The following is a 20,082-nucleotide window of genomic DNA, read 5'->3' on the forward strand; positions in this document are numbered from 1 at the left end:
CATGATGACGGGTACGATCTTGCTGCTCATCCATTCCATCCCGCTCAAGGACCAAAAGGCCCGCTCAAATCAAAAAATCTCAAACACACCAGGCATGAACAAACAGAAAATCCGTCTCGATTGCCAGATGCCATCGAGGCTTTCCGTCTCTTACGGTGGAAGAGCAGGCCTTTGCCGGCTCGTGCGCGTCAGAAGCCCTTCCGTTGCGGGCGCAAGGCGTTTCGCAGACGATAGAGGGCCGCGACGGGTGACGGGAAGGGCCTGCGTATGAAGGCGGCTTTCTTCACGTAGTTGTCGACGTGCCAGGTCGCCCAGGTGCGCGCTGCGAAATATCCCATGTCGCCGGCTTGCAGCGTGTAGGACGACCCGTCCTCTGCGGTGATGTGGACTTCGCCTTCCAGGATGACCACCGTCTCGTCCCAATGGAAATACCAGCGGAAAGTGCCGGCCGTGCAATCCCACAGGGCCGAGAAGGAGGAATCGTCCGCGCTCCTGACATGGTCGGCCGCACGCGCCACGGGCGAGCCGCTGATGATCCAGCTCGGCTCGATCGGCGCGTCCCGCATCTTGAGTTCGCGCGCGCGCTTGAACACCGTCGTGACGCGCTCGCGCGCGAACGGGCTGTCGGACGTGCGGCGCGCGGCAACGGCGACGGCACCTGCTACCAGTAGTTTCAGAACCAAGATGTTGCTCCCTCTAACCCAACTTCGGCGGCACCATAGGAAACAAGGATGAGCGCCCGGTTGAAAAAGCCGTTAAAACCTTATCGATCCGGCGATATTCGCGATTGCCGGCGGCGTCCGGGCGGCGCCTGACCCATTTCGGGACACATCTGCCGCCGGCGCCTGCAGAAAAGCGCGAGGGACACGGGGATACGCCAACACGCGCCGGACTTAAGCAAAGATTCACGGCACTGTGGTTTGGTCGTTCTCTGATGCCCCCTGCTGCGGCGCGGCCAACCGCGTCCTGTCTGCGAAGAGAGCGAAATGGACTTGATACCTGTCATTCTGTTCTGGGTACTCCTGCTCATCGGAATGGCAAGCCGGGGCCCGTTCATCTTCTATCTGCTGTTCGCCTCCATGTCCTTCGGCTCGCTCGCGGTCATCCCGCCCGAGCTGACGCAGGGCCTGAGCTTCACCCCGCCCCCGATCGTGGCTCTCGCCATCATCTTCATCTATGCGGGCGGCGCCAGCGGCCTGTCGCGCATTTTGGACATCGCCCTGCGGCCCTCGCAATGCCTGCTGCTGTTCCTGTTCTGGATCGTCGCCGTATGGGTCACCCTGTTCATGCCGCGGATTTTCGCAGGGCTCGTGACGATCATCCCCATGCGCCTGGAGGAGACGACCAGCGGGATTCCGCTCTATCCCACGCAGCAGAACATTTCGCAGCTCATGTACCTGACGATCTCGATCGTCACGGTGTTCGCCTGCGCGCTGGCTTTCCGGTCCGCCTCGACGCGGCAGCATGTGCTGTCGGCCCTTTGCGTCGGCGGCGTCATGGTCGTGCTGACAGGCATGATCGATCTCGCCGGCCTCGGCCCCTACCTCGACATGTTCCGCACCGCAAAATATGCCTATCTGACGGATGTCGATATCGCGGACGTCAAACGCATCGTCGGGTTGATGCCGGAGGCATCGACCTACGGGTCCCTCGCCGTATCGTTCCTTTCGGCGATCTACTTCTTCCGCCGTGCGATCGTTAAGCCCTGGCTGCGGCTTTACGCGGCGCCGTGCCTCATCGTCCTGCTGACGCTTTTCGCACTGCTCTCCACCTCGTCCGCCGCCTATGCCGGCATGGGCGTCTTCGGTTGCGTTGCGGCGCTCGAATGGTTCTGGCGGCTGCTGGCGGCCCGGAAGGGAAGCGTGGCGCGGGAGGGGCTCGTGGCGGAGTTCTGGGCGATCGTCCTCGGTTTTGGCGCCATCTACGTGCTGGCGCTCACATATCCCGCGCTCTTCGATCCGTTCATCAAGCTTGTCGACACGATCATCTTCCAGAAGACGTCCTCGGACTCCTTCGAGGAGCGCAGCATGTGGACGGCGGTTTCCCTGCAGGCGCTCCTCGACACCTGGGGGCTGGGCGTCGGGATGGGGGCGACGCGGGCATCGAACGGCATCGTGGCGGTATTCAGCAACACCGGCATCGTCGGCGGGCTCCTTTACTACGGCTTCATGCTCCAGACCTTCCTGCGCAGGGCGCAGCCGGGCGATGCGACCGCGGCGGCCATCCTCAACGCGGTCCGCTTCTACATGCCGCCCGTGCTCATCATGGCGACGCTCGTGGGCACCTCCGCCGACTTCGGCATCATGAACGCCTGCATCTACGCGCTGGCGGCCGCGGCCGCGTGGCCGGCGCCGGTGCGCTCCTCCTCCGCCACGCCGCGCCCTTCGTTCGCCGTCTATCCGGAAGGGTCCCGCTGATGTCTGCCGCAGAAGGCGCCTCCCTGTCCACCCGAACGATCCAGGCCGGCATATGGACCGTGGGGGCGCGGCTGTCGTCGCGCCTGATCGATTTCGCTGTGCTCCTCGTGCTGGCGCGCCTGCTCGGGCCGGCCGATTTCGGCCTCGTGGCGACCGCGATGACGGTCATCTATATCGTCGAAGCCGTGCTGGAACTGCCGCTGACCTTCGTCCTCGTCCGCCAGCCGGAAGTGACGGACCGCATGTACAGCACGGCCTTCACGCTGGGACTGATCCGCGGCCTGCTGGTCGCCGGCCTGATGGCGGGCCTGTCCTGGCCGCTTGCGTCCCTTTACGGCGACCCGCGGCTGATGCCGCTCATTTGCACGCTGGCGCTGGCCCCCGCCGCCCGCGGCATGATCAGCCCCCGCATGGTGATCTTCGAAAAAGCGATGGACTTCCGCCGCAAGGGAATTCTCGAACTGCTCGGCAAGGGCGTGGCCGGGGCGGTCGCCATCTCGATCGCCGTGAGCACGGGCAACTATTGGGCCGTGGCGGCCGGAACGGTCTCGACTCCCGTCGTGATGATGGGCGTGTCCTACGTCATGGCGCCGATGCGCCCGCGCCTGTCGCTCGCCGAGTGGTCGCTGTTCTCCAGGATGACGGGCTGGAACTTCGTGTCGCAGGTCGTTTCGGCCCTTAACTGGCAGGTCGACCGCCTCATCCTGCCGCTCTACATCGACGTCACCTCCTTCGGGCGCTTCACGACGGCGAACGACATCGCCGCGCTGCCGTTCCAGGCGATCGTGCAGCCGACGGCGGTTCCGCTGTTTTCCGCGCTGGTCAACGCCCGGGAGAAGGGCAACTTGGTGGGCGCATACCTCAAGGCCTGCTCCGGCATCGTCATGCTGATGGCGCCGGTGATGTGCTTCATGGCGCTGATGGCCGGCCCGGTGGTCCATATCCTGCTCGGACCTGCCTGGAGCGGCGGCGCGCCCATCCTCGCAGGCGTCGCGCTGACGAGCCTGTTCGTTCTGCCGACGGTTCCGATGGCGGCCTTGATGCTGGTGCTGGACCGTCCCCGCCTCGTCGCGCTGCGTTCCTTCGTCGAGCTTGCGGTGCGCGTTCCCCTGACGGTCGCCGGCATCATCTTGGCCGGCATCCCCGGCGCCATCGCGGCCAAGGCCGGCGCGGGCGTCGCGCTCCTTCTCGTGACCCTCCTGTCCGTCAAGGCCATCGCCGGTATCCCGTTCCGCGACCAGTTGCGCAGCAGCCTCCATCCCATGGTCGCGCTCGTCCCGGCCGTGGTGTTCCTTTACGGGGTGCCGGATCTGACGCAGTACGGCCCCTATCTCTACCCGGCCATCGCCGTGGTGGGGCTCGTCTACGGTGCGATCTATGTCGCCAGCCTGTATGGATTGTGGTGGGTGAGCGGACGGCCCGCCGGCCTCGAAGCCTATGTCGCGGAAAGGGCGGCGGCCTACTTCAGGCGATGACGGAGCATCTTAGGCCGAATTGACCCGTCAAGGAGCCGCCCTCTCCTCATCCTACATGTCGAGTATGTTCCTGGGATCGATCCGGCCCGTCAGGAGGTCCCTGATCGCGAGGAGGTTTCCCTGCAGCCTGCCCCGCCGGTCGACCCAGGGCTCGGGAGTGATGCTTCTGACGAGATTGGAAAGAAGGTTGCTGACCGTGCCTTCCCAGACCTGGTACAGAGGCATGTTGCCCTTGCGGTGGATGTATATCCGGTTGGCGATCTGCGAATAGCCGAGCCGCTTTCCGGGGCTGCGTCCCGCCTTCTTGGTTCCGAGATGCACGCCGCGCAGCTGGTCGGCTCGCACGATCCTGCCATAGGCCACCAGCTGCCGTGAAAAATCCACGTCCTCCAGCCAGGCGTAGAACGGCAGGTTCTCGTCGAAACGAAGGCCATGGGCGCGCACCGGCGCCAGGCGGATGGCCATGTTGCAGCCGTAGCCGTTGAATGTGGGGGAGATGGAGGGGGGCTGGCGAAGCACGTCCGCCTCCAGCAGCTTCCGTCCCTCTTCAAACTCCAGCCCCGGGCCGCGCGCGCCGTCCGCGATCACGTGGCCGGTGGCCACCATGATGTCGGGATTGTCCATGAACAGCTTCTCGACTTCCGCAAGGTAGTTGGCGGCCGGGAGAAAGTCGTCGTCGAAGAAGACGATGATATCGGCCCTGGAGGCCGCAACCATCACGTTGCGCTGGTGCGGCAGGCCGACCGGACCCGGCAGGATCTCGATGGCGCCGCGATATGCCGAGAGCCCTTCGGCATCCACGTCCTCCGGGCGTGAAGGGCAGATGAAGAACTCGTCCGGCTTGCGCTCCTGATCGTTGAGGAAGACGATCGTCTGCGTCAGGATATCCCGCCGTCCCGCGGTGGCGATGGCGACGGCTATGGTCAGGCCATCCTTGCGCATGTTCATGTCCTGGTCCTTGCTCATTCGAGGCGCTTCACGCTTTCCCGCTTGCCGGATTAAACGAAGCGGCCGCCGCTTTCGGCGTTCCACCGGTCGATCGCGGAAGGAAGCCTGCCCTCGCTCGCCCTGCCTGCCGCCTCCAGCCAGCCGGGCACGACGTCGGTCGAGCGCACGAGCTTCATGACGCGGTCGGGGTGGATACCCAGCCCCATCACCGAGAAGGGGCGCAGGATCGTCGCCGCGAGCGTCACCACGCCGCGCGGCACGAGGAAGGTCCTGGCGCCGCGCATGTGCTGCGTGCGGAATGTCTCGACGATCTGCTCGAGCGTATAGCGATCGGGATAGCAGCCGTTGAAGAGAACGAAGCGCTCTTCCCGCCGCGCGGCGAAGTCCAGTGCGTCCAGCAGGTCCTCCACGTAGAAGCACGCCTTGATCGTGTCCTTGCGGCCCGGATAGACGAAGAACCCCTTCTTCAGCAGTTTCGCCATGCGCGTGAAATTGCCGCCCTCGCCCGGACCGAAGATGACGGCAGGGCGGCATATGACGAGGCGGCGGCGCTCGTCCTCCTCCATCCAGGCCTGCTGGATGCGCTCGGCCATGTATTTCGACCAGCCATAGGGCGTCTCGGGCGCCGGAGGCGTGTCCTCGCGCTTGGTCTCCTCGCCCGGCCCGTAGACGGAGATGGAGCTGGTGAACGTGATCTCGCGAATATCGAGCCGGCGCGCCAGCGCCGTCACCGAGGTCGCGCCGAGGATGTTCGTTTCATAGTATTCGTGGGCCGGAGGGCCCGGCGTCGTATGGACGGCGGCGAGATTGTAGATGCGGTCGATCCTCATGCCGGGATCGAAGCGCGAAAGGTCGCGAACATCCCCGTGCAGATAGGCGACACCGTCCAGCCTTTCGCGCGGGGGGCGTATGTCGACCGAGACCACGCGGTTTCCTTCTCCCGCAAGCCTGCGCACAAGATGCGTTCCGATGAAGCCAGAGCCGCCGAAGACGAGGGCGTGCCTGGGAGTTTCACCTGCCATCGAGATATGCCTCCTGAGACGAATAGGGCGCAAAATCAAGGCGCGCGAGATAATTCTAATAAGCACAACTTCTGCACAATTGCTTAAGCTGTAACGTCGAATTCGAACCTCGCCCGCAAGAACGCCTCCCGCTTGCGCCGATGAGCGGCAAGCAATTCGAGTTTCTTAATGAAATTCCGCTTTGCTATGGCCTGATCGAAGTCGCGCCGATCGATGTATTGGCGCTTGGAAAGGTTTGCTGATGCACGGCATGTCCGCCCGGAACAACGCCCGCCTCTCCGCGGCGACTATCGCGGCGCAGGCTGGAGGAAAATACATGGCCGCGGATTTCCCCGTAACATTTGCCGGGACCGTCGGTCTCTACAGACCGGCGGATGAGGCCGCCCGGCCGGCCGATACAGCCGTCTTGTTCGTCAGTTCCTGGGGATTCGAGGAGCTGTGCGCCCGCAAGTTCTGGCGGATGCTGGCCGGGGATCTCGGCCGGCAGGGCATCGCCAGCCTGCGTTTCGACTATCCCGGAACCGGCGATGCGCTCGACCTTGAGGATTATTCCGCCGGCCTCGACATCTGGCACCGCAGCATCGTTTCCGCAGCGTCCGTCCTGCGCGATCTGTCCGGGGCCAAGCGCCTGCTGCTGGTCGGGCACAGCATAGGGGCGGCATTGGCCTGGCGTGCGGCCGAAGCCCTTGGGGATGTCGCGGGCATCGCCATGGCGGCGCCGGCGACGTCCGGCCGGCGCTGGGTACGCGAATTCATGGCGTTGAGCCGCATGGCCGACCACGGCGCGATCAAGCACGCCACACCGCCCAGCGGTCCGGCGATGGGCGAGCAGAGGATACCCGACGCCATTCTCGCCGGCATCCGGGCCTTGGACATCTCCAGGCCGGTGAAGGCCCCGGCCCCGGATGTCCTCGTCCTGTCGCAGGAGGGGCGGGCGGGCGATGCGGCCTTCCTGGAGCACCTCTCCTCGCTCGGCGTGCGAACGCGCACCATGCCGTTCGAGGGCTACGACCGGTTCATCCGCGACGTGTTGCTGTCGGTTCCGCCGCGGGCCGCGATCGGCGAACTGGTGGCGTGGGCCTGCGGGCTGAAGGGAGAGGACACGGCCGCCCCCCGGACCGCCTTCCCGGAAAACCGACCGCTTGCCGGCGACGGATTCAACGAGATGCCCGTCCGCTTCGGGGTGGGGAACCGCCTCTACGGGATATTGTGCGAGCCGCAAGGTCCCCGTCGCGGCGCTACAGTGATCATGTTGTCCACGGGCTACGATCGCATGTCGGGCTGGGGACGGATTACCACGCGGATCTGCCGGGATCTGGCGCGCGCGGGAATACCGGCCTTCCGGTTCGACTTTGCCAACGTCGCCGACAGCCCGCCCCATCCGGAGGCGCCCGATCAGGTCATGTACGACGAGAGCCTCGTGCGCGATGTCGGGGAGGCCATGGCTTTCCTGGAAGAGCGCCGGCTTTCCGCCGTTGTCTTGAGCGGCCGGTGCAGCGGCGCCTATACGGCCTTCAGAAGCGGTGTCCGCTATGAAGCGGTCAAGGCGGTCGTTCCCGTCAATCCGTTCGATTTCTCGCTGCCGCCGGACACGGATGTGGATGCGCTCATCGGCGCCTCGTTGCAACCGCTCGCAAGCTACGGAGAAAAGATGCGCAGCGGCGGGTTCTGGAAGCGGGTCCTGCGGGGAGAGGTCAATGTGGGGCGCGGCGTGCGCAACCTGTCGCGGATGCTCGTTTCCAAAGGTGTCGCGACGGCGCTGCCGGTGCTGGTGCGTTTCCCGTTCCTGTCGCGCAGCCTGCGCGCGGTAACGCGCGATTTCGAGGCGATGGCCGCGAACGGCACGCGGGTGTCGCTTATCTATAGCGAAGGCGACATCGGCGTGCCCAACCTCGAGGCCCATTTCGGCAAGCGCGGTTATCTCATGCGGCGCTACGACAATACGAACCTCGTCTTCATCGCCGAGGCCGACCACAACCTGACGACCGCGCCGGCCAGGGAATATTGGCAGGCGGAACTGCAAGAAACGGCGCTGCGGCTTGCGCCCTAGCGAAAGCCGGGCCGCGCCGTCGGCCGTCGCTATCCGGCTGCCCGCCGTTTTTCTTGCACCGGCTGGCTGTATCGCTTTTCCGGGATGGGGATGTCGAGGACCTGGGCGAGTTTTCGGGCGGCGTTTTCCCATGTGAACGCGGCGGCGTGCTTCCGCCCCTCGGCGCGCATGCGCTCGGCGAGGGCGGCGTCGTCGGTGAGGGCCCGGATCTGCTCGACCCAGCGGCCGGCGTCGTGGGGGTCTGCGGTCAGGGCGGCGTTCGCGCAGACCTCCGGCAGCGCGCCGCAGGGCGCGACGATGGCCGGGCAGCCGAGGATCATCGCTTCGAGCGGCGGCAGGCCGAAGCCCTCCGTCGTCGACGGGCAGGCGAAGGCGCGGGCATGGATCATCAGCGCGGCGACCTTCTCGTCGTCGATCCGGCCGACGAAACGCACGTTCGGCGGGACGCGCGCCCCCAGCCGCTCGAAGTCGTCCCGCGAGGCGCCGCCGAACAGCACCAGCGTTAGGTCGCCCAGCCGTCCGTCCCTGAAGGCTTCGAACAGGATGGGGATGTTCTTGTGCGCCTGGGTATTGGCGAGGGAAAGGACGTAGCGCCCCGATTGCAGGCCGCTTGCGGCCACGAAGCCGTGATCGGGCCGGCAGGCCAGGATATGGTCGCAGCCGTTGTGGATGACCGTGATCTTGTCTGCCGGCGCGACGCCGTGCAGGACGAGCTGCTCCTTGGAATAATGCGACACCGCCAGGATCCTGCGGCTCGTGCGCCCGATGAGTGGCTGGAGGAACCTGTACCAGAGGCGGAAGCCCTTCGAGTAGGATCGGGGCGTCAGGTACACCTGGGCGTCGTGGATCATCGTCACGGCGTGGGGATGGAGGACCGGGCCGAGGTTGCACAGGCTGACGAGCACGCCCTTGCGGGCAAGCCAGGGCAGGGTGAACTGTTCCCAGGCGATGCCCTTGGCGAGGGTGCTGAGGAGGCCTTTGGCAATGACGGGCGTCCGCGACAGGACGGGATGCCTTCTGGCGGTCGTCGGGGCGAGCACGGCCGTCGGGGGAATGCCCTCGCCTCCATCCAGCGGCGCCAGGAGGCGGTCGAGGGCCTGGATGAGCTCCTCGGCGACGCGGTGGACGCCCGTCGGGTCCGCCGTCAGGAACTTGCCGTTGAACAGGATCGGCCTCATGCCGAGTACTCCTTCATGCGGTTAGCTTGATGGTCTGCGCGGTGGCGGGTTCGGCCGTCATGGCGATCCCGGGAAGGCCGGCGAGGAACCTGCGCAGTTCGCGCTCGAAGCGGTGCGGCTCGAAGCGCAGGGCATGGGCTCGGATCTCGGCGGGAAAGAACAGGTGGGCCTCCTTTTCGAACCGGGCGAGCGCGGCCATCAGCGCCTCGACGCTCTGCTCGTGGAAGAACAGGCCCGTGCGGCCCTCCACCACCGTCTCCAGCGCCCCGCCCCGCCCGAAGGCGATCACCGGCCGGCCGCTCGCCATCACCTCCAGCGGCACGATGCCGAAGTCCTCGACGCCCGGATAGAGCAGCGCCCGGCAGCCGGAGAAATAGGCCTCCATCTGCGCGTCCGAGACCGCGCCGAGGAAGCGCACCGTCGGGCCGGCGGACTGCTTCAGCCTGGCCGAGGCGCCCTCGCCGATGACGACGAGCGGCAGGTTCATGCGCGTGCAGGCGGCAACGGCCAGCTCGATCTTCTTGTAGGGGGTGATCTGGCCGGCGCACAGGTAGTAGTCCTTCGGCCCTTTGGTGATCTTGAAGCGGCCGACCTCGACGGGCGGGTGGATGACGGTGGCCTCGCGCCGGTAGAACTTCTCGATGCGCTTTGCCACATAGGCCGAGTTGGCGATGAAGCGGTCGACGCGGTGCGAGGTGGTGACGTCCCACTGGCGCAGCCGCGGGGCGAAGAGGGAAAGGACGATGCGCGTGAACAGGCCGGCCTCTGCCCTGTACTGGGGATAGAGGTCCCAGATGTAGCGCATGGGGGAATGGCAGTAGCACACATGCAGGGCGTCGGGGCGGGTGATGACGCCCTTTGCGGGGCCCGCCTCGCTGGAGATGACGAGGTCGTAGGCGGTCAGGTCGAGGGCCTCGAGCGCATAGGGCATGAGGGGCAGCATCTTCTGGTAGTGCCGCCGCCCGCCGATCTTCTGGAGGAAGGAGGTCGTCAGCCTGTGGCGGCGCAGCTTGGCGGAGAGCTTGTGGGGCTCTGCGACGAGGGTGAAGATGTCGGCATCGGGGAAGATGTCGCAGAAGGTCTCCAGGACCTTCTCGCCACCGCGCATTCCCACGAGCCAGTAATGAACCAGGGCAACCTTCAACGCGAACTCCCGGAAGACAGGGCAGGTACCGCCGGGATAGCGCAACAGTGTCGAGAAAGCGTGAAGCCGATCGCTCGCTTCTGATTCAAATCCTTCCCATCTCGTCCTTCATGACCAGTTTCGGGAAAGAAAATCCCAAAACAATCGAACACGATTAATAAGGTGATAAGAATTCTTGAGGTTTGCCCGGCGGCAGCTTTGATTTGGCGCACGGCTTTGTGCGGGTATACCCGACTGGAAATTTCAACGCCGGAACGCGCCAACTTTCTTAATATTTTCATGGCTTCCTTCGAAGGAAGTTCGACGAAGCGGCAACTCCTCTTGCGTTCAAGCGGATTGTATTGTGCGCTTGTCTCATGGGAATGGAAAAACTCTTTGACGGGATGCAAAAGAGTATGAACCGACGTTATTCCTGCCGCCCGGAACACGTTTGATGCTGGGCTTGGATGATTTCAAAGGGTGTATTGTCGTCGTGGCGCATCCCGACGACGAGATCCTGTGGGCAAGCTCGCTGCTTAGCGGCGCGAAGAAGATCGTCCTGTGCTACGGCGATAGTCCGTCGAGCGCGAAAGTCAGCCAGGGCCGGCGCGCCCTTCTCCAGGACTTCCCCCTGAAATCGGCCGTCAGCCTGAACATAACCGAGTCCAACGTCTATCAGATGGCGGATTGGCGCAGGCCCGTGGAGACGGCATACGGCATCGCGTGCGGCCGGAACACGGACGAATACGCACGGAACTTCCACCTGCTGACGGAAGCCCTGCAGGGACATGTCGAGGAAGGCGACTTGGTTGTCACCCACAATCCATGGGGAGAGTACGGGCACGAGGAGCATGTTCAGGTGTTCCGCGCGGTATCGCACTTGAAGCAGCAGCGCGGTTTCCGGCTCTTCGTGACGGGTTACGCCAGCGACAGGGTGCTGCCTTTCATGGAGAGGAACATCCCCCGCCTCGGCCCCTCGTCCGCCATGCTGCCCACGGACAGGGACCTGTCCCGCAGGCTGAAGGAGCACTATCAGGCCCACGACAGCTGGACCTGGGAAGACACCTACGAGTGGCCCGACCATGAATGCTTCTATGAGGTGACGAACCCGCATGCGCCGTTGCGCACCAGCGGGAAGGCGATGTGCTCGCTGCCTGTCAACGTCCTCTGGCTCGATGGGCCGTTGCCGCTCTGGCGCCGCGCTCTGCGCGGCGTGAAACGGAGGCTGCGTACGATCGCCTACAACGTTTCCCGCCGGACACGGCCAGGCGGCTAGGCGCATTCCGGGGGGATGGGCGATCCGCCGACCGGAGCGGCTTGCCGGCTATGTCCCGTATGACCGATCGGCGGCGGGCGGTCTGCCGGCCAGTTCCCCGTAGATCTCAAGCAGCGCATCGACCCAGTCCGCCTGGGTGTTGGCAAGCTTCATGCCGCTTGCAAAGGCACGCTCGCTCATGCGCCGCATGGTTTCTGGCGGCATCGCGGCCAATTCACGAAGGGCCGCGGCGAAGGCGGCGTTGTCCTGCGTGTTGCAGGCGATGCCCATGCCCCGCTTGACCACGTCGTCCGCCAGGAAGGCCATGTCGGTCAGGATAAGCGGTATGCCGCTCGCCGCGGCCTCTGCCGCCACAAGCCCGAAGGGCTCGGGAAGGCGCGAGGGAATGACGAGGGCTCTCGCATTGCCGATCAGCGCGCCGATCTCCTTCTGCTCGCGCCAGCCGTGGAACGTCATTTCCGGATATTGCGCTTCCAGTTCGGCGCGCATGGGGCCGTCCCCGACGATCTCGAGCGGCACGTCCGCCAGCCGGGCGGCGGCCAGGGCATCCTGCGGCCCCTTTTCCTGTTCCAGGCGGCCGATGAAGAAGAAGCTCTCGTTGCGTTCGGCGGCGATGCGCTCCGGGACGAATGGCAGGGCCGGGTTTCGCACCGCCTTGAGATCGCCGGCCCGATAGCCCGCCCGGATGAAGCCCTCGATCATCTTCTCATGGATGAGGACGATCTTTCCCCATGGCACGTCCCGTCCCATGGCGGAAAAGAGCCTTGCCTGCCGCGCCACGCGCCAGAGCTTGTGCGCATAGGAGCGGCGGTCGCAATTGGTGCCGATGCAGTCCCGGCCGAGCGGGACGCGCAGACACCTCTCCTCCTTGCGGTAATCCATGAAGGCACCGTTGGGGCAGGCATGGAAGAAGTCGTGGGCGTGGATGGCGGTGCGCTCGGCAACCTTGCGCAGCGGCACGAAGATCGCCGGCGACAATATCTGGGACCAGACATGCACGTGATACACCGTACCCGGCGTGTCGTTCCGGTCGATCCAGTCGGAGACGACGGCGCTTGCGGATCGATTGTCGATGCCGCTGACCGCCGTCCGGAGGGGATTGCCGCCCAGGAGCGCGGCCTGGCCGAGCTTCACGACGTCGACGCCAAGCTCGGCGAAGGAGGGATTGTTGCCATCGTCGCCGACGATCATCGTGACGGGAACGTTCCGGGACCTCAAAAGCCGCAGCAGCAACAGCACGAGCGTCGTTGCGCCGCCCCGTGCGATGGAGAAGTCGTTGAGCAGCACGACGCGGGATATAGGCGGCGCCGCGCTCATCGATGCTCCCGCGACTTGGGAAAGCCGGGGCACCTAGCCGAAGGAAGGACTTCAGAACGAATGCGCCGCCGCACGATGGTGGCGATCACGATCTCCATTCTTCCTTCGACGACAGACAAGACCGGCTCCCGGGCACGATGCGTTGGCGGGCGGCCGCGGCTCATCGCGGCGCCCTCCCGGAACGTTAGCGCCACTTCGTCTCGATATTGATAATTCGATGCAAAAAGTAACGCCCGGCGCCTGAAGAGGAACGCATTATGAGGGTATGCTTAATGACATTGTAAAAATCGCCTGCGGATCCCGCGGGCATGCGGCGGGGAGCACAGCCCTCAGCTGGCGCGCGGCAGGCTGCTTTGTTCGTCGTTGACGAAGAGCGCCGCGACCGGCGAGAGGCCCCGTTGCTTCAGGTATGCCACCGCGTTCTCGGCGCCTTTCCGGTTGAACCGGCTTCCGAGGACGGCGAAACGGTCCGCGGCCATCTCCACCGCGGGAATGGGTTTCGGCTGGTCGAAACGCCCGGCATAGGCGATGACGAGGTCGAACATGCTGCCGCTTTCATTCAGCCAGTCCGGCAGCGTCCCCGTCTCAAAGCTCCGTCTCGTGGAGACACGCGGCGACCTGCGCCCGGCGGGCATCAGCCAGAGGCCCCGCGTATTGGCGAGGTTGATGAAATCCCCTTCTATTCTCTGCAGCGAAACGGAGTCGAGCAGACCGGGAAGGCCGACGGCAGACGCCTGCCGCGTCAGGCTGGCTTCGGCCTCGGCGTCGACCAGAAGGACCGTCTTGCCGCCGCGGGCGATCGTTCGCGCCAGGTGGAGCACGGTCCGGGAGGCGTTGCCGTGCGCCTGCGTGGAATAAAGCACGAGCGAATAGTTCCCCCGGCCCTCGGCCTCCAGCGCGAGTTGCTGCGCGATCTCGGCGTAGCTGCCCTGGAGGTTCTCCATCAAAGGCATCGTCCGCGAGGTGTGCGATGCGGTGAAGGCCGTGGCGTGCGGCTGCCCGGCCGCGTCCTCCTTCCGCGCATGCGCTTCCTTCGCCTTCCTGCCGCGGCGCAACCAGGCGAAAAGCCGCTTCTGCGGACGGTCGCCCGCCGGACGCGCCCTGCCGGCGGCTGCATGCTCCTCCGCCGGCTCATGTTCCGGCGGCTGGCGATCCCTCGCGAGCGCGATGCCGCAACCGAACAGCACGCCGAGCACTGTCGCGCCGGCTACGATGAGCGAACGCTTGGGGCCTGCCTTGGTCAGCGGTACCTGCGCGGCCGAGATGATCTGCGGATTCTCGCTGACGGTGCGCTCCTGGCCGGAAAGCTGGCGGGTGCGCAACAGGAAGGATTCGTAGACCGCGCGGTCGCTTGCAAGCTTGCGCTCGAGTTCCCGCAGGCGGACCATCGACTGGTCGGTCTCGTTCAGGCTCGCCTTCAGGGCAGAAAGGTTCTTGCGGAGCAGTTCCCGCTGGCCTTTCAGCTTTTCGCCGTTGCGGGAAAGCGATGTCGTGAAATCCCTCAACTGCTTGTCGAGCAGGGACGAAACCGCCCGTGTCCTCGCCTTGGCGCTCAGGAGGGAGGGATGGCGGTCCCCGAACTGCGATCGGAGCACGGATTCCTGCTCCTGAGCGGTATGATACCGCGTGCGCAGTTCGATGATCGCCGGCGTCAGGGAGGAGTCCGGCGTCGAGCGCAGATAGTCCGGGTTGGAGCGCGCAAGCGCCAGTTCCGAGATCAGGGCCTCGTTCTCCGCGATGCTCGCGGAGATGCGCGTGATTTCCGTGTTCGTGTCGGTGATCTGCTGTTCGACGGTGGGCCGGCCCGCGACATCGACCAGGTTGTGCTCCGCCTTGTACGCCTGGATCGCGCGGTCGCCGTCCTCCACCGCCTTTTCGAGGCTCGCCAGCTGCGCCGAAAGATCCGTCGTCGCCTGCCGCACGACGCCGTTGTTCATCTCGATGCGGGTTTCGATATAGGTGTTGGCGATGGCGTTCGCGATTTTCGCGGACTTGACCGGATCGTAGGACGTCACGGACAGGTCGATGACGAAGCTGGCCTTGTTGAGCTCGGCCGCAATCGCGTTCTGAAGGGTTGCGAGCGCCCTCTGGGCGCGTTTCTGCCGGTCGGGCTCATAGGGCTGGGCCGCTCCGAAATCCGGGTCGTCCGCCAGGCCCTGTGATTCCACCACCGCGGAAAGGACCTTCACCGATGTCAGAATATATTGCTGGTTGAGCGTGCGGGCTTCCGTCGCCCGGCTCTCGCCGTATATCTCGCCTTCCACGATGCGCGAGCCTTCCGGATCGACCAGAATGCTCACGGTGGAAATGTAGTAGTTCCTGAGGAGCTGGGAAAGAAAGACGGACGCGCCGCAGAAAAGGGCCGTAACGGCTACGATCATCAGGAAACGGTTGCGTAGTACCGAGAAGAGGTGCGCGAAATCGATCTGCGGAATGGTGCCCGTGCTTTGCACGTCCGCGCGTTCGACATAGGGGTTGGTGGCGTCAACCATGCTTCGGCACCGTTCAGGCGGTCTCTCTGTGTTGTGATGGCGGGAATCACGACTGCTCGGGCGAATCGTATTTTCGATGTATTAAGATATCATTTACCGTAATTCCTCCCTCCGTTCGCGGAAGGGCGGACGGTCGGCCTCATGCCGAATACTCCTTCATGCGGTTAGCTTGATGGTCTGCGCGGTGGCGGGTTCGGCCGTCATGGCGATCCCGGGAAGGCCGGCGAGGAACCTGCGCAGTTCGCGCTCGAAGCGGTGCGGCTCGAAGCGCAGGGCATGGGCTCGGATCTCGGCGGGAAAGAACAGGTGGGCCTCCTTTTCGAACCGGGCGAGCGCGGCCATCAGCGCCTCGACGCTCTGCTCGTGGAAGAACAGGCCCGTGCGGCCCTCCACCACCGTCTCCAGCGCCCCGCCCCGCCCGAAGGCGATCACCGGCCGGCCGCTCGCCATCACCTCCAGCGGCACGATGCCGAAGTCCTCGACGCCCGGATAGAGCAGCGCCCGGCAGCCGGAGAAATAGGCCTCCATCTGCGCGTCCGAGACCGCGCCGAGGAAGCGCACCGTCGGGCCGGCGGACTGCTTCAGCCTGGCCGAGGCGCCCTCGCCGATGACGACGAGCGGCAGGTTCATGCGCGTGCAGGCGGCAACGGCCAGCTCGATCTTCTTGTAGGGGGTGATCTGGCCGGCGCACAGGTAGTAGTCCTTCGGCCCTTTGGTGATCTTGAAGCGGCCGACCTCGACGGGCGGGTGGATGACGGTGGCCTCGCGCCGGTAGAACTTCTCGATGCGCTTTGCCACATAGGCCGAGTTGGCGATGAAGCGGTCGACGCGGTGCGAGGTGGTGACGTCCCACTGGCGCAGCCGCGGGGCGAAGAGGGAAAGGACGATGCGCGTGAACAGGCCGGCCTCTGCCCTGTACTGGGGATAGAGGTCCCAGATGTAGCGCATGGGGGAATGGCAGTAGCACACATGCAGGGCGTCGGGGCGGGTGATGACGCCCTTTGCGGGGCCCGCCTCGCTGGAGATGACGAGGTCGTAGGCGGTCAGGTCGAGGGCCTCGAGCGCATAGGGCATGAGGGGCAGCATCTTCTGGTAGTGCCGCCGCCCGCCGATCTTCTGGAGGAAGGAGGTCGTCAGCCTGTGGCGGCGCAGCTTGGCGGAGAGCTTGTGGGGCTCTGCGACGAGGGTGAAGATGTCGGCATCGGGGAAGATGTCGCAGAAGGTCTCCAGGACCTTCTCGCCACCGCGCATTCCCACGAGCCAGTAATGAACCAGGGCAACCTTCAACGCGAACTCCCGGAAGACAGGGCAGGTACCGCCGGGATAGCGCAACAGTGTCGAGAAAGCGTGAAGCCGATCGCTCGCTTCTGATTCAAATCCTTCCCATCTCGTCCTTCATGACCAGTTTCGGGAAAGAAAATCCCAAAACAATCGAACACGATTAATAAGGTGATAAAACAGAGAAGTATTGCGGCGCTTCCGACGCTTTTCTTAGTATATTTGCGGTAATCCTCTCCAAGATAAAGAGCATGCCGGCGGGTGGAGGGCGCAGGAGAAAATCTCTTTGCCCTCGCACATCGTCGCTGCAGAACGCCCCCGAACGTGGGGGATGCCGTCCTTTGACCTTTTCTTCACGGTCGTCACGTAAGCAGGCACCACGGCGGTTGTGCGCCGGGGAACCGGAACGGAACAGGTTCTGAGTGGGTTGCGATGTCGAGCGTACGTTCATTTGAAGCGGGGGACATTGAGGCCGTCGCGGGCCTCTTTCAGCGGTTGCTGCGCAAGGACGGCAAGCCGGCGAGCGGCGACCTGAAGGCCTATCTCCGTGCGCTTTTTCTCGACGGCGTGGCGCGCGATGCGGAGCTTTATTCCCGCGTCCACGTCCGCGCCGACGGCACCGTATCCGGCTTTCTCGGCGTCCTGCCCGTGGAGATGGAATTCGAGGGGCGGCGCCTGCGCGCGGCCAATTGCGGCACGTTCGCCTGCGACGACCGCGACAGCGACCCGTTCGCGGGCGCGCGCCTGCTGCGTGACGTGCTTTCCGGTCCCCAGGACCTTTCCTTCAGCGAAACGTCCAACGATGTTTCCACCGAGATGTGGCGGACCGCGCGCGCGACCGTTCTTGCCCCTTACAGCCTGGAATGGCTGCGCATCCTGAAGCCGGCCGCCTTCGCGCTGGAGGCCGTTGCAGGGCGCGTTCCGGCCGCGAGGCTGGCGAGCCCCCTCGCCCGGGCCGTCGATGCGCTCGTCCGCCGGAGCGGCGGGAAGCAGGCATGGTCCCACTATACGCCGCTTGCCGGCAAGGCCGACGCCTTCATCGATGCCCCGGCCGCGGATGGCGAATTCATCGATGCCTGCCGGCAGTTCGTGGAAAAGTTCGCGCTCCGTCCTCGCTGGGAACCGCCGGTGCTGGAGACCATGCTCCGGCACGCACAGCGCAAGGCCCTTTACGGTGAACGGGTGCAGCAGGTCGTCAAGACCCGTTCCGGCAAGGCGATCGGCCTCTATCTCTATTATGGCGATGCCTGCGGCATCGGCCGCGCGGTGCAGATCATGGCCGAGCCGGGGCAGGAATCGATCGTCATCGACTGCCTCATCCGCAATGCCTACGAGCGCGGTCTCGTGGCGATCCGCGGCCGCACGCAACCCGCTCTCCTGCAGGCGATGATCGGCAAGAAATGCGCGTTCCTGCATGCATCCTCCACCGTCGTGCATTCGCGCGATCCGGCGCTTCTGGAGGCGATGACCAGCGGCCGGGCCTTTCTCAACGGCCTTGCCGGCGAGGGCTGGACCCGCCTCATCGGCGATCGTTTCGGGTAGGCGGCATGTGCGGGATAGCGGGATATCACGGAAAGGACATCGGGCCCGAACAGGCCGCAGGCCACCTTGGCCGCATGGTCGCGGCGCTGCGGCACCGCGGGCCGGACGCCGAGGGCACGCTGGTGCGCGGCGATACCGGGCTTGCCCATACCCGTCTTTCCATCGTCGGCCTTGCCGACGGCGCCCAGCCGATGACGAGCGAAGGCGACCGGTTCGCCGTCTCCTTCAACGGCGAGATCTTCAACTATGTCGAGATGCGCGACGACCTCAAGGCGCGCGGCCATCGCTTCCGCACGACCTGCGATACGGAAGTGCTGCTCGCCGCCTACGAGGAGAAGGGGCTCGATTGCCTGGCGGATTTCAACGGCGATTTCGCCTTCGCCCTGCACGACGCCCGGACGGGCACGCTCGTGCTCGCCCGCGACCGCATGGGCGTGCGCCCGCTCTTCTATGCCGAGCATGACGGCGCGCTCTTCTTCGCCTCGGAGATCGGGGCGCTGCTCGCCCTGCCCGGCATGGCGGCGGAGATCGATCCGGTGGCGCTCGACCAGATCTTCACCCTCTGGTGCCCGATCCCGCCGCGCACGGCCTTCCGCGGCATCGACGAACTTCCGCCCGGACATGTGATGATCGTGCGGGACGGCCACCGCGCGATCCGGTCCTGGTGGCAGCTTTCCTATCCCGACCGGAACGACGCCTTGCCGGCCGGACGGATGGGGGAGCAGGCGGAGGAACTGCGCGCGCTGCTTGACGATGCGACCCGCATCCGCCTGCGTGCCGACGTGCCCGTCGGCTCCTATCTCTCCGGCGGCCTCGATTCCTCCCTCGTGGCGGCGCTTGCGGCCCGAACCGTGACACGGGGCCTCAGGACCTTCTCGCTGACGTTCAGCAGCCGGGAGCACGACGAAAGCCGCTGGCAGCGGCAGATGGCCGCGACGCTCGACGCCGAGGCGGACGGCGTCGCATGCCCGACCGAAGCGATCGTGGAGCGCATGCCCGACGTCATGCGCCATGTCGCATGCCCGATCCTGCGTACCGCGCCGGTCCCGCTCCACATGCTTTCGGCACGGGTGCGCGACCAGGGCATGAAGGTCGTGCTCACGGGCGAAGGCGCGGACGAGATCTTCGCCGGGTACGACCTCTTCCGAGAGGCGCGGGTGAGGCGCTTCTGCGGCCGCCAGCCGGACTCGGCCCGGCGCCCCCGCCTCTTCCAACGGCTCTATCCCTACCTGCCGGGCCTCCAGCAGCAGTCGCCCGAATATCTCGCGCGCTTCTTTTCCTTCGGCTCGGAGACGCTTGACGACCCGCTCTACTCCCATCGTCCGCGTTTTCGCTCCACGGCCGCGGCGAAGCTCTTCTTCTCCGCCGGCCTCAGGGACGCGATCGGCGGCTATGACGCCGCCGCCGAGCTTGCCGAGCGGCTGCCGGCCGATTTCGGCCGCTGGCATCCGCTGCATCAGGCGCAATATCTCGAAACGGCCTTCCTGCTGCCCGGCTACATCCTGTCCAGCCAGGGCGACCGGGTAATGATGGCGAATGCGGTGGAGGGCCGCTTCCCCTTCCTCGACCACCGGGTCGTCGCCTTTGCCGCGCGCCTTTCGCCCGACGCCAAGCTGCTCGGGCTCAGGGAAAAGCATCTCCTCAAGGAGGCCGCGCGCGGGATAGTGCCGGCCGCGATCATCGACCGCCCCAAGCAGCCCTATCGCGCGCCGGACGCCGAGGCTTTCGCCGGGGCGGCGGGAGCCGGCTACCTCGACACCGTGCTCTCGCCGGAACGGCTGGCGGCAAGCGGGCTGTTCAACGTCCAGGCGGTCGGCAAGCTGAAAGAGAAGGTCCTGAAGGGACAGGCGACCGGTTTCCGCGACAACGCGGCCTTCATCGGGATCCTGTCGACGGAGCTGCTGGGCGGCGCCGGGACCGCACGATCCATCGCAACCGCATCGAGCATCGGGATAAGCTGAGAA

At 65.4% G+C, this 20,082-nt stretch carries 14 protein-coding genes; 6 read left to right on the forward strand and 8 right to left on the reverse strand.

What is annotated here, in order from left to right; all coding sequences use genetic code 11:
* Positions 1 to 188 precede the first annotated feature (188 nt).
* Complete coding sequence (locus ACIIOY_RS17050; RefSeq protein WP_411035880.1) at positions 189 to 683, reverse strand: cupin domain-containing protein; 495 nt, start codon at positions 681 to 683, stop codon at positions 189 to 191.
* Positions 684 to 986: 303 nt separating this feature from the next.
* On the opposite strand from ACIIOY_RS17050, the gene ACIIOY_RS17055 reads away from it, so the two are divergent.
* Entirely contained in the window at positions 987 to 2,417 is a 1,431-nt protein-coding gene (locus ACIIOY_RS17055; protein ID WP_411035881.1) for a hypothetical protein, read from the forward strand.
* Entirely contained in the window at positions 2,417 to 3,892 is a 1,476-nt protein-coding gene (locus ACIIOY_RS17060; protein ID WP_411035882.1) for an oligosaccharide flippase family protein, read from the forward strand. Before ACIIOY_RS17055 ends, ACIIOY_RS17060 begins: the two co-directional genes overlap by 1 nt.
* 51 nt (positions 3,893 to 3,943) lie before the next feature.
* Here the strand turns inward: ACIIOY_RS17060 and ACIIOY_RS17065 are convergent, their stop codons facing one another.
* On the reverse strand, positions 3,944 to 4,858 hold the full coding sequence (locus ACIIOY_RS17065) for a glycosyltransferase family 2 protein (protein WP_411035883.1): 915 nt from the start codon (positions 4,856 to 4,858) through the stop codon (positions 3,944 to 3,946).
* Positions 4,859 to 4,890: 32 nt separating this feature from the next.
* The gene (locus tag ACIIOY_RS17070) at positions 4,891 to 5,862 is read right to left on the reverse strand and encodes an NAD-dependent epimerase/dehydratase family protein (protein WP_411035884.1); all 972 of its coding nucleotides are present in this window, start codon (positions 5,860 to 5,862) and stop codon (positions 4,891 to 4,893) included.
* Positions 5,863 to 6,178: 316 nt separating this feature from the next.
* On the opposite strand from ACIIOY_RS17070, the gene ACIIOY_RS17075 reads away from it, so the two are divergent.
* Positions 6,179 to 7,912: an alpha/beta fold hydrolase gene (locus ACIIOY_RS17075; protein ID WP_411035885.1), complete on the forward strand. Its 1,734-nt coding sequence runs from the start codon at positions 6,179 to 6,181 to the stop codon at positions 7,910 to 7,912.
* Between the two features lie 29 nt (positions 7,913 to 7,941).
* Here the strand turns inward: ACIIOY_RS17075 and ACIIOY_RS17080 are convergent, their stop codons facing one another.
* Complete coding sequence (locus ACIIOY_RS17080; RefSeq protein ID WP_411035886.1) at positions 7,942 to 9,090, reverse strand: glycosyltransferase family 4 protein; 1,149 nt, start codon at positions 9,088 to 9,090, stop codon at positions 7,942 to 7,944.
* 13 nt (positions 9,091 to 9,103) lie between these two features.
* Positions 9,104 to 10,234: a glycosyltransferase gene (locus tag ACIIOY_RS17085; protein ID WP_411035887.1), complete on the reverse strand. Its 1,131-nt coding sequence runs from the start codon at positions 10,232 to 10,234 to the stop codon at positions 9,104 to 9,106.
* Between the two features lie 442 nt (positions 10,235 to 10,676).
* On the opposite strand from ACIIOY_RS17085, the gene ACIIOY_RS17090 reads away from it, so the two are divergent.
* The gene (locus tag ACIIOY_RS17090; protein WP_411035888.1) at positions 10,677 to 11,489 is read left to right on the forward strand and encodes a hypothetical protein; all 813 of its coding nucleotides are present in this window, start codon (positions 10,677 to 10,679) and stop codon (positions 11,487 to 11,489) included.
* 48 nt (positions 11,490 to 11,537) lie between these two features.
* Here ACIIOY_RS17090 and ACIIOY_RS17095 read toward each other — a convergent pair whose 3' ends face one another.
* The 3 genes from ACIIOY_RS17095 to ACIIOY_RS17105 all read right to left on the reverse strand — a co-directional run bounded on the left by ACIIOY_RS17095 (position 11,538) and on the right by ACIIOY_RS17105 (position 16,585).
* On the reverse strand, positions 11,538 to 12,806 hold the full coding sequence (locus tag ACIIOY_RS17095; RefSeq protein ID WP_411035889.1) for a glycosyltransferase family 4 protein: 1,269 nt from the start codon (positions 12,804 to 12,806) through the stop codon (positions 11,538 to 11,540).
* A gap of 329 nt (positions 12,807 to 13,135) precedes the next feature.
* On the reverse strand, positions 13,136 to 15,298 hold the full coding sequence (locus ACIIOY_RS17100; RefSeq protein WP_411035890.1) for a GNVR domain-containing protein: 2,163 nt from the start codon (positions 15,296 to 15,298) through the stop codon (positions 13,136 to 13,138).
* A 156-nt stretch (positions 15,299 to 15,454) separates the two neighbouring features.
* Positions 15,455 to 16,585 carry a glycosyltransferase gene (locus tag ACIIOY_RS17105; RefSeq protein WP_411035887.1) on the reverse strand — a complete coding sequence of 377 codons (1,131 nt, stop codon included), beginning with the start codon at positions 16,583 to 16,585 and terminating at the stop codon, positions 15,455 to 15,457.
* A 423-nt stretch (positions 16,586 to 17,008) separates the two neighbouring features.
* On the opposite strand from ACIIOY_RS17105, the gene ACIIOY_RS17110 reads away from it, so the two are divergent.
* Complete coding sequence (locus ACIIOY_RS17110; RefSeq protein ID WP_411035891.1) at positions 17,009 to 18,118, forward strand: hypothetical protein; 1,110 nt, start codon at positions 17,009 to 17,011, stop codon at positions 18,116 to 18,118.
* Positions 18,119 to 18,123: 5 nt separating this feature from the next.
* A complete protein-coding gene (asnB, locus tag ACIIOY_RS17115; RefSeq protein WP_411035892.1) occupies positions 18,124 to 20,079 on the forward strand; it encodes an asparagine synthase (glutamine-hydrolyzing) in 1,956 nt (651 codons plus the stop codon).
* The last annotated feature ends 3 nt before the right edge of the window (positions 20,080 to 20,082 follow it).

This window comes from Shinella agrisoli, from assembly GCF_046557955.1.
In the GTDB taxonomy this organism is placed as follows: domain Bacteria; phylum Pseudomonadota; class Alphaproteobacteria; order Rhizobiales; family Rhizobiaceae; genus Shinella.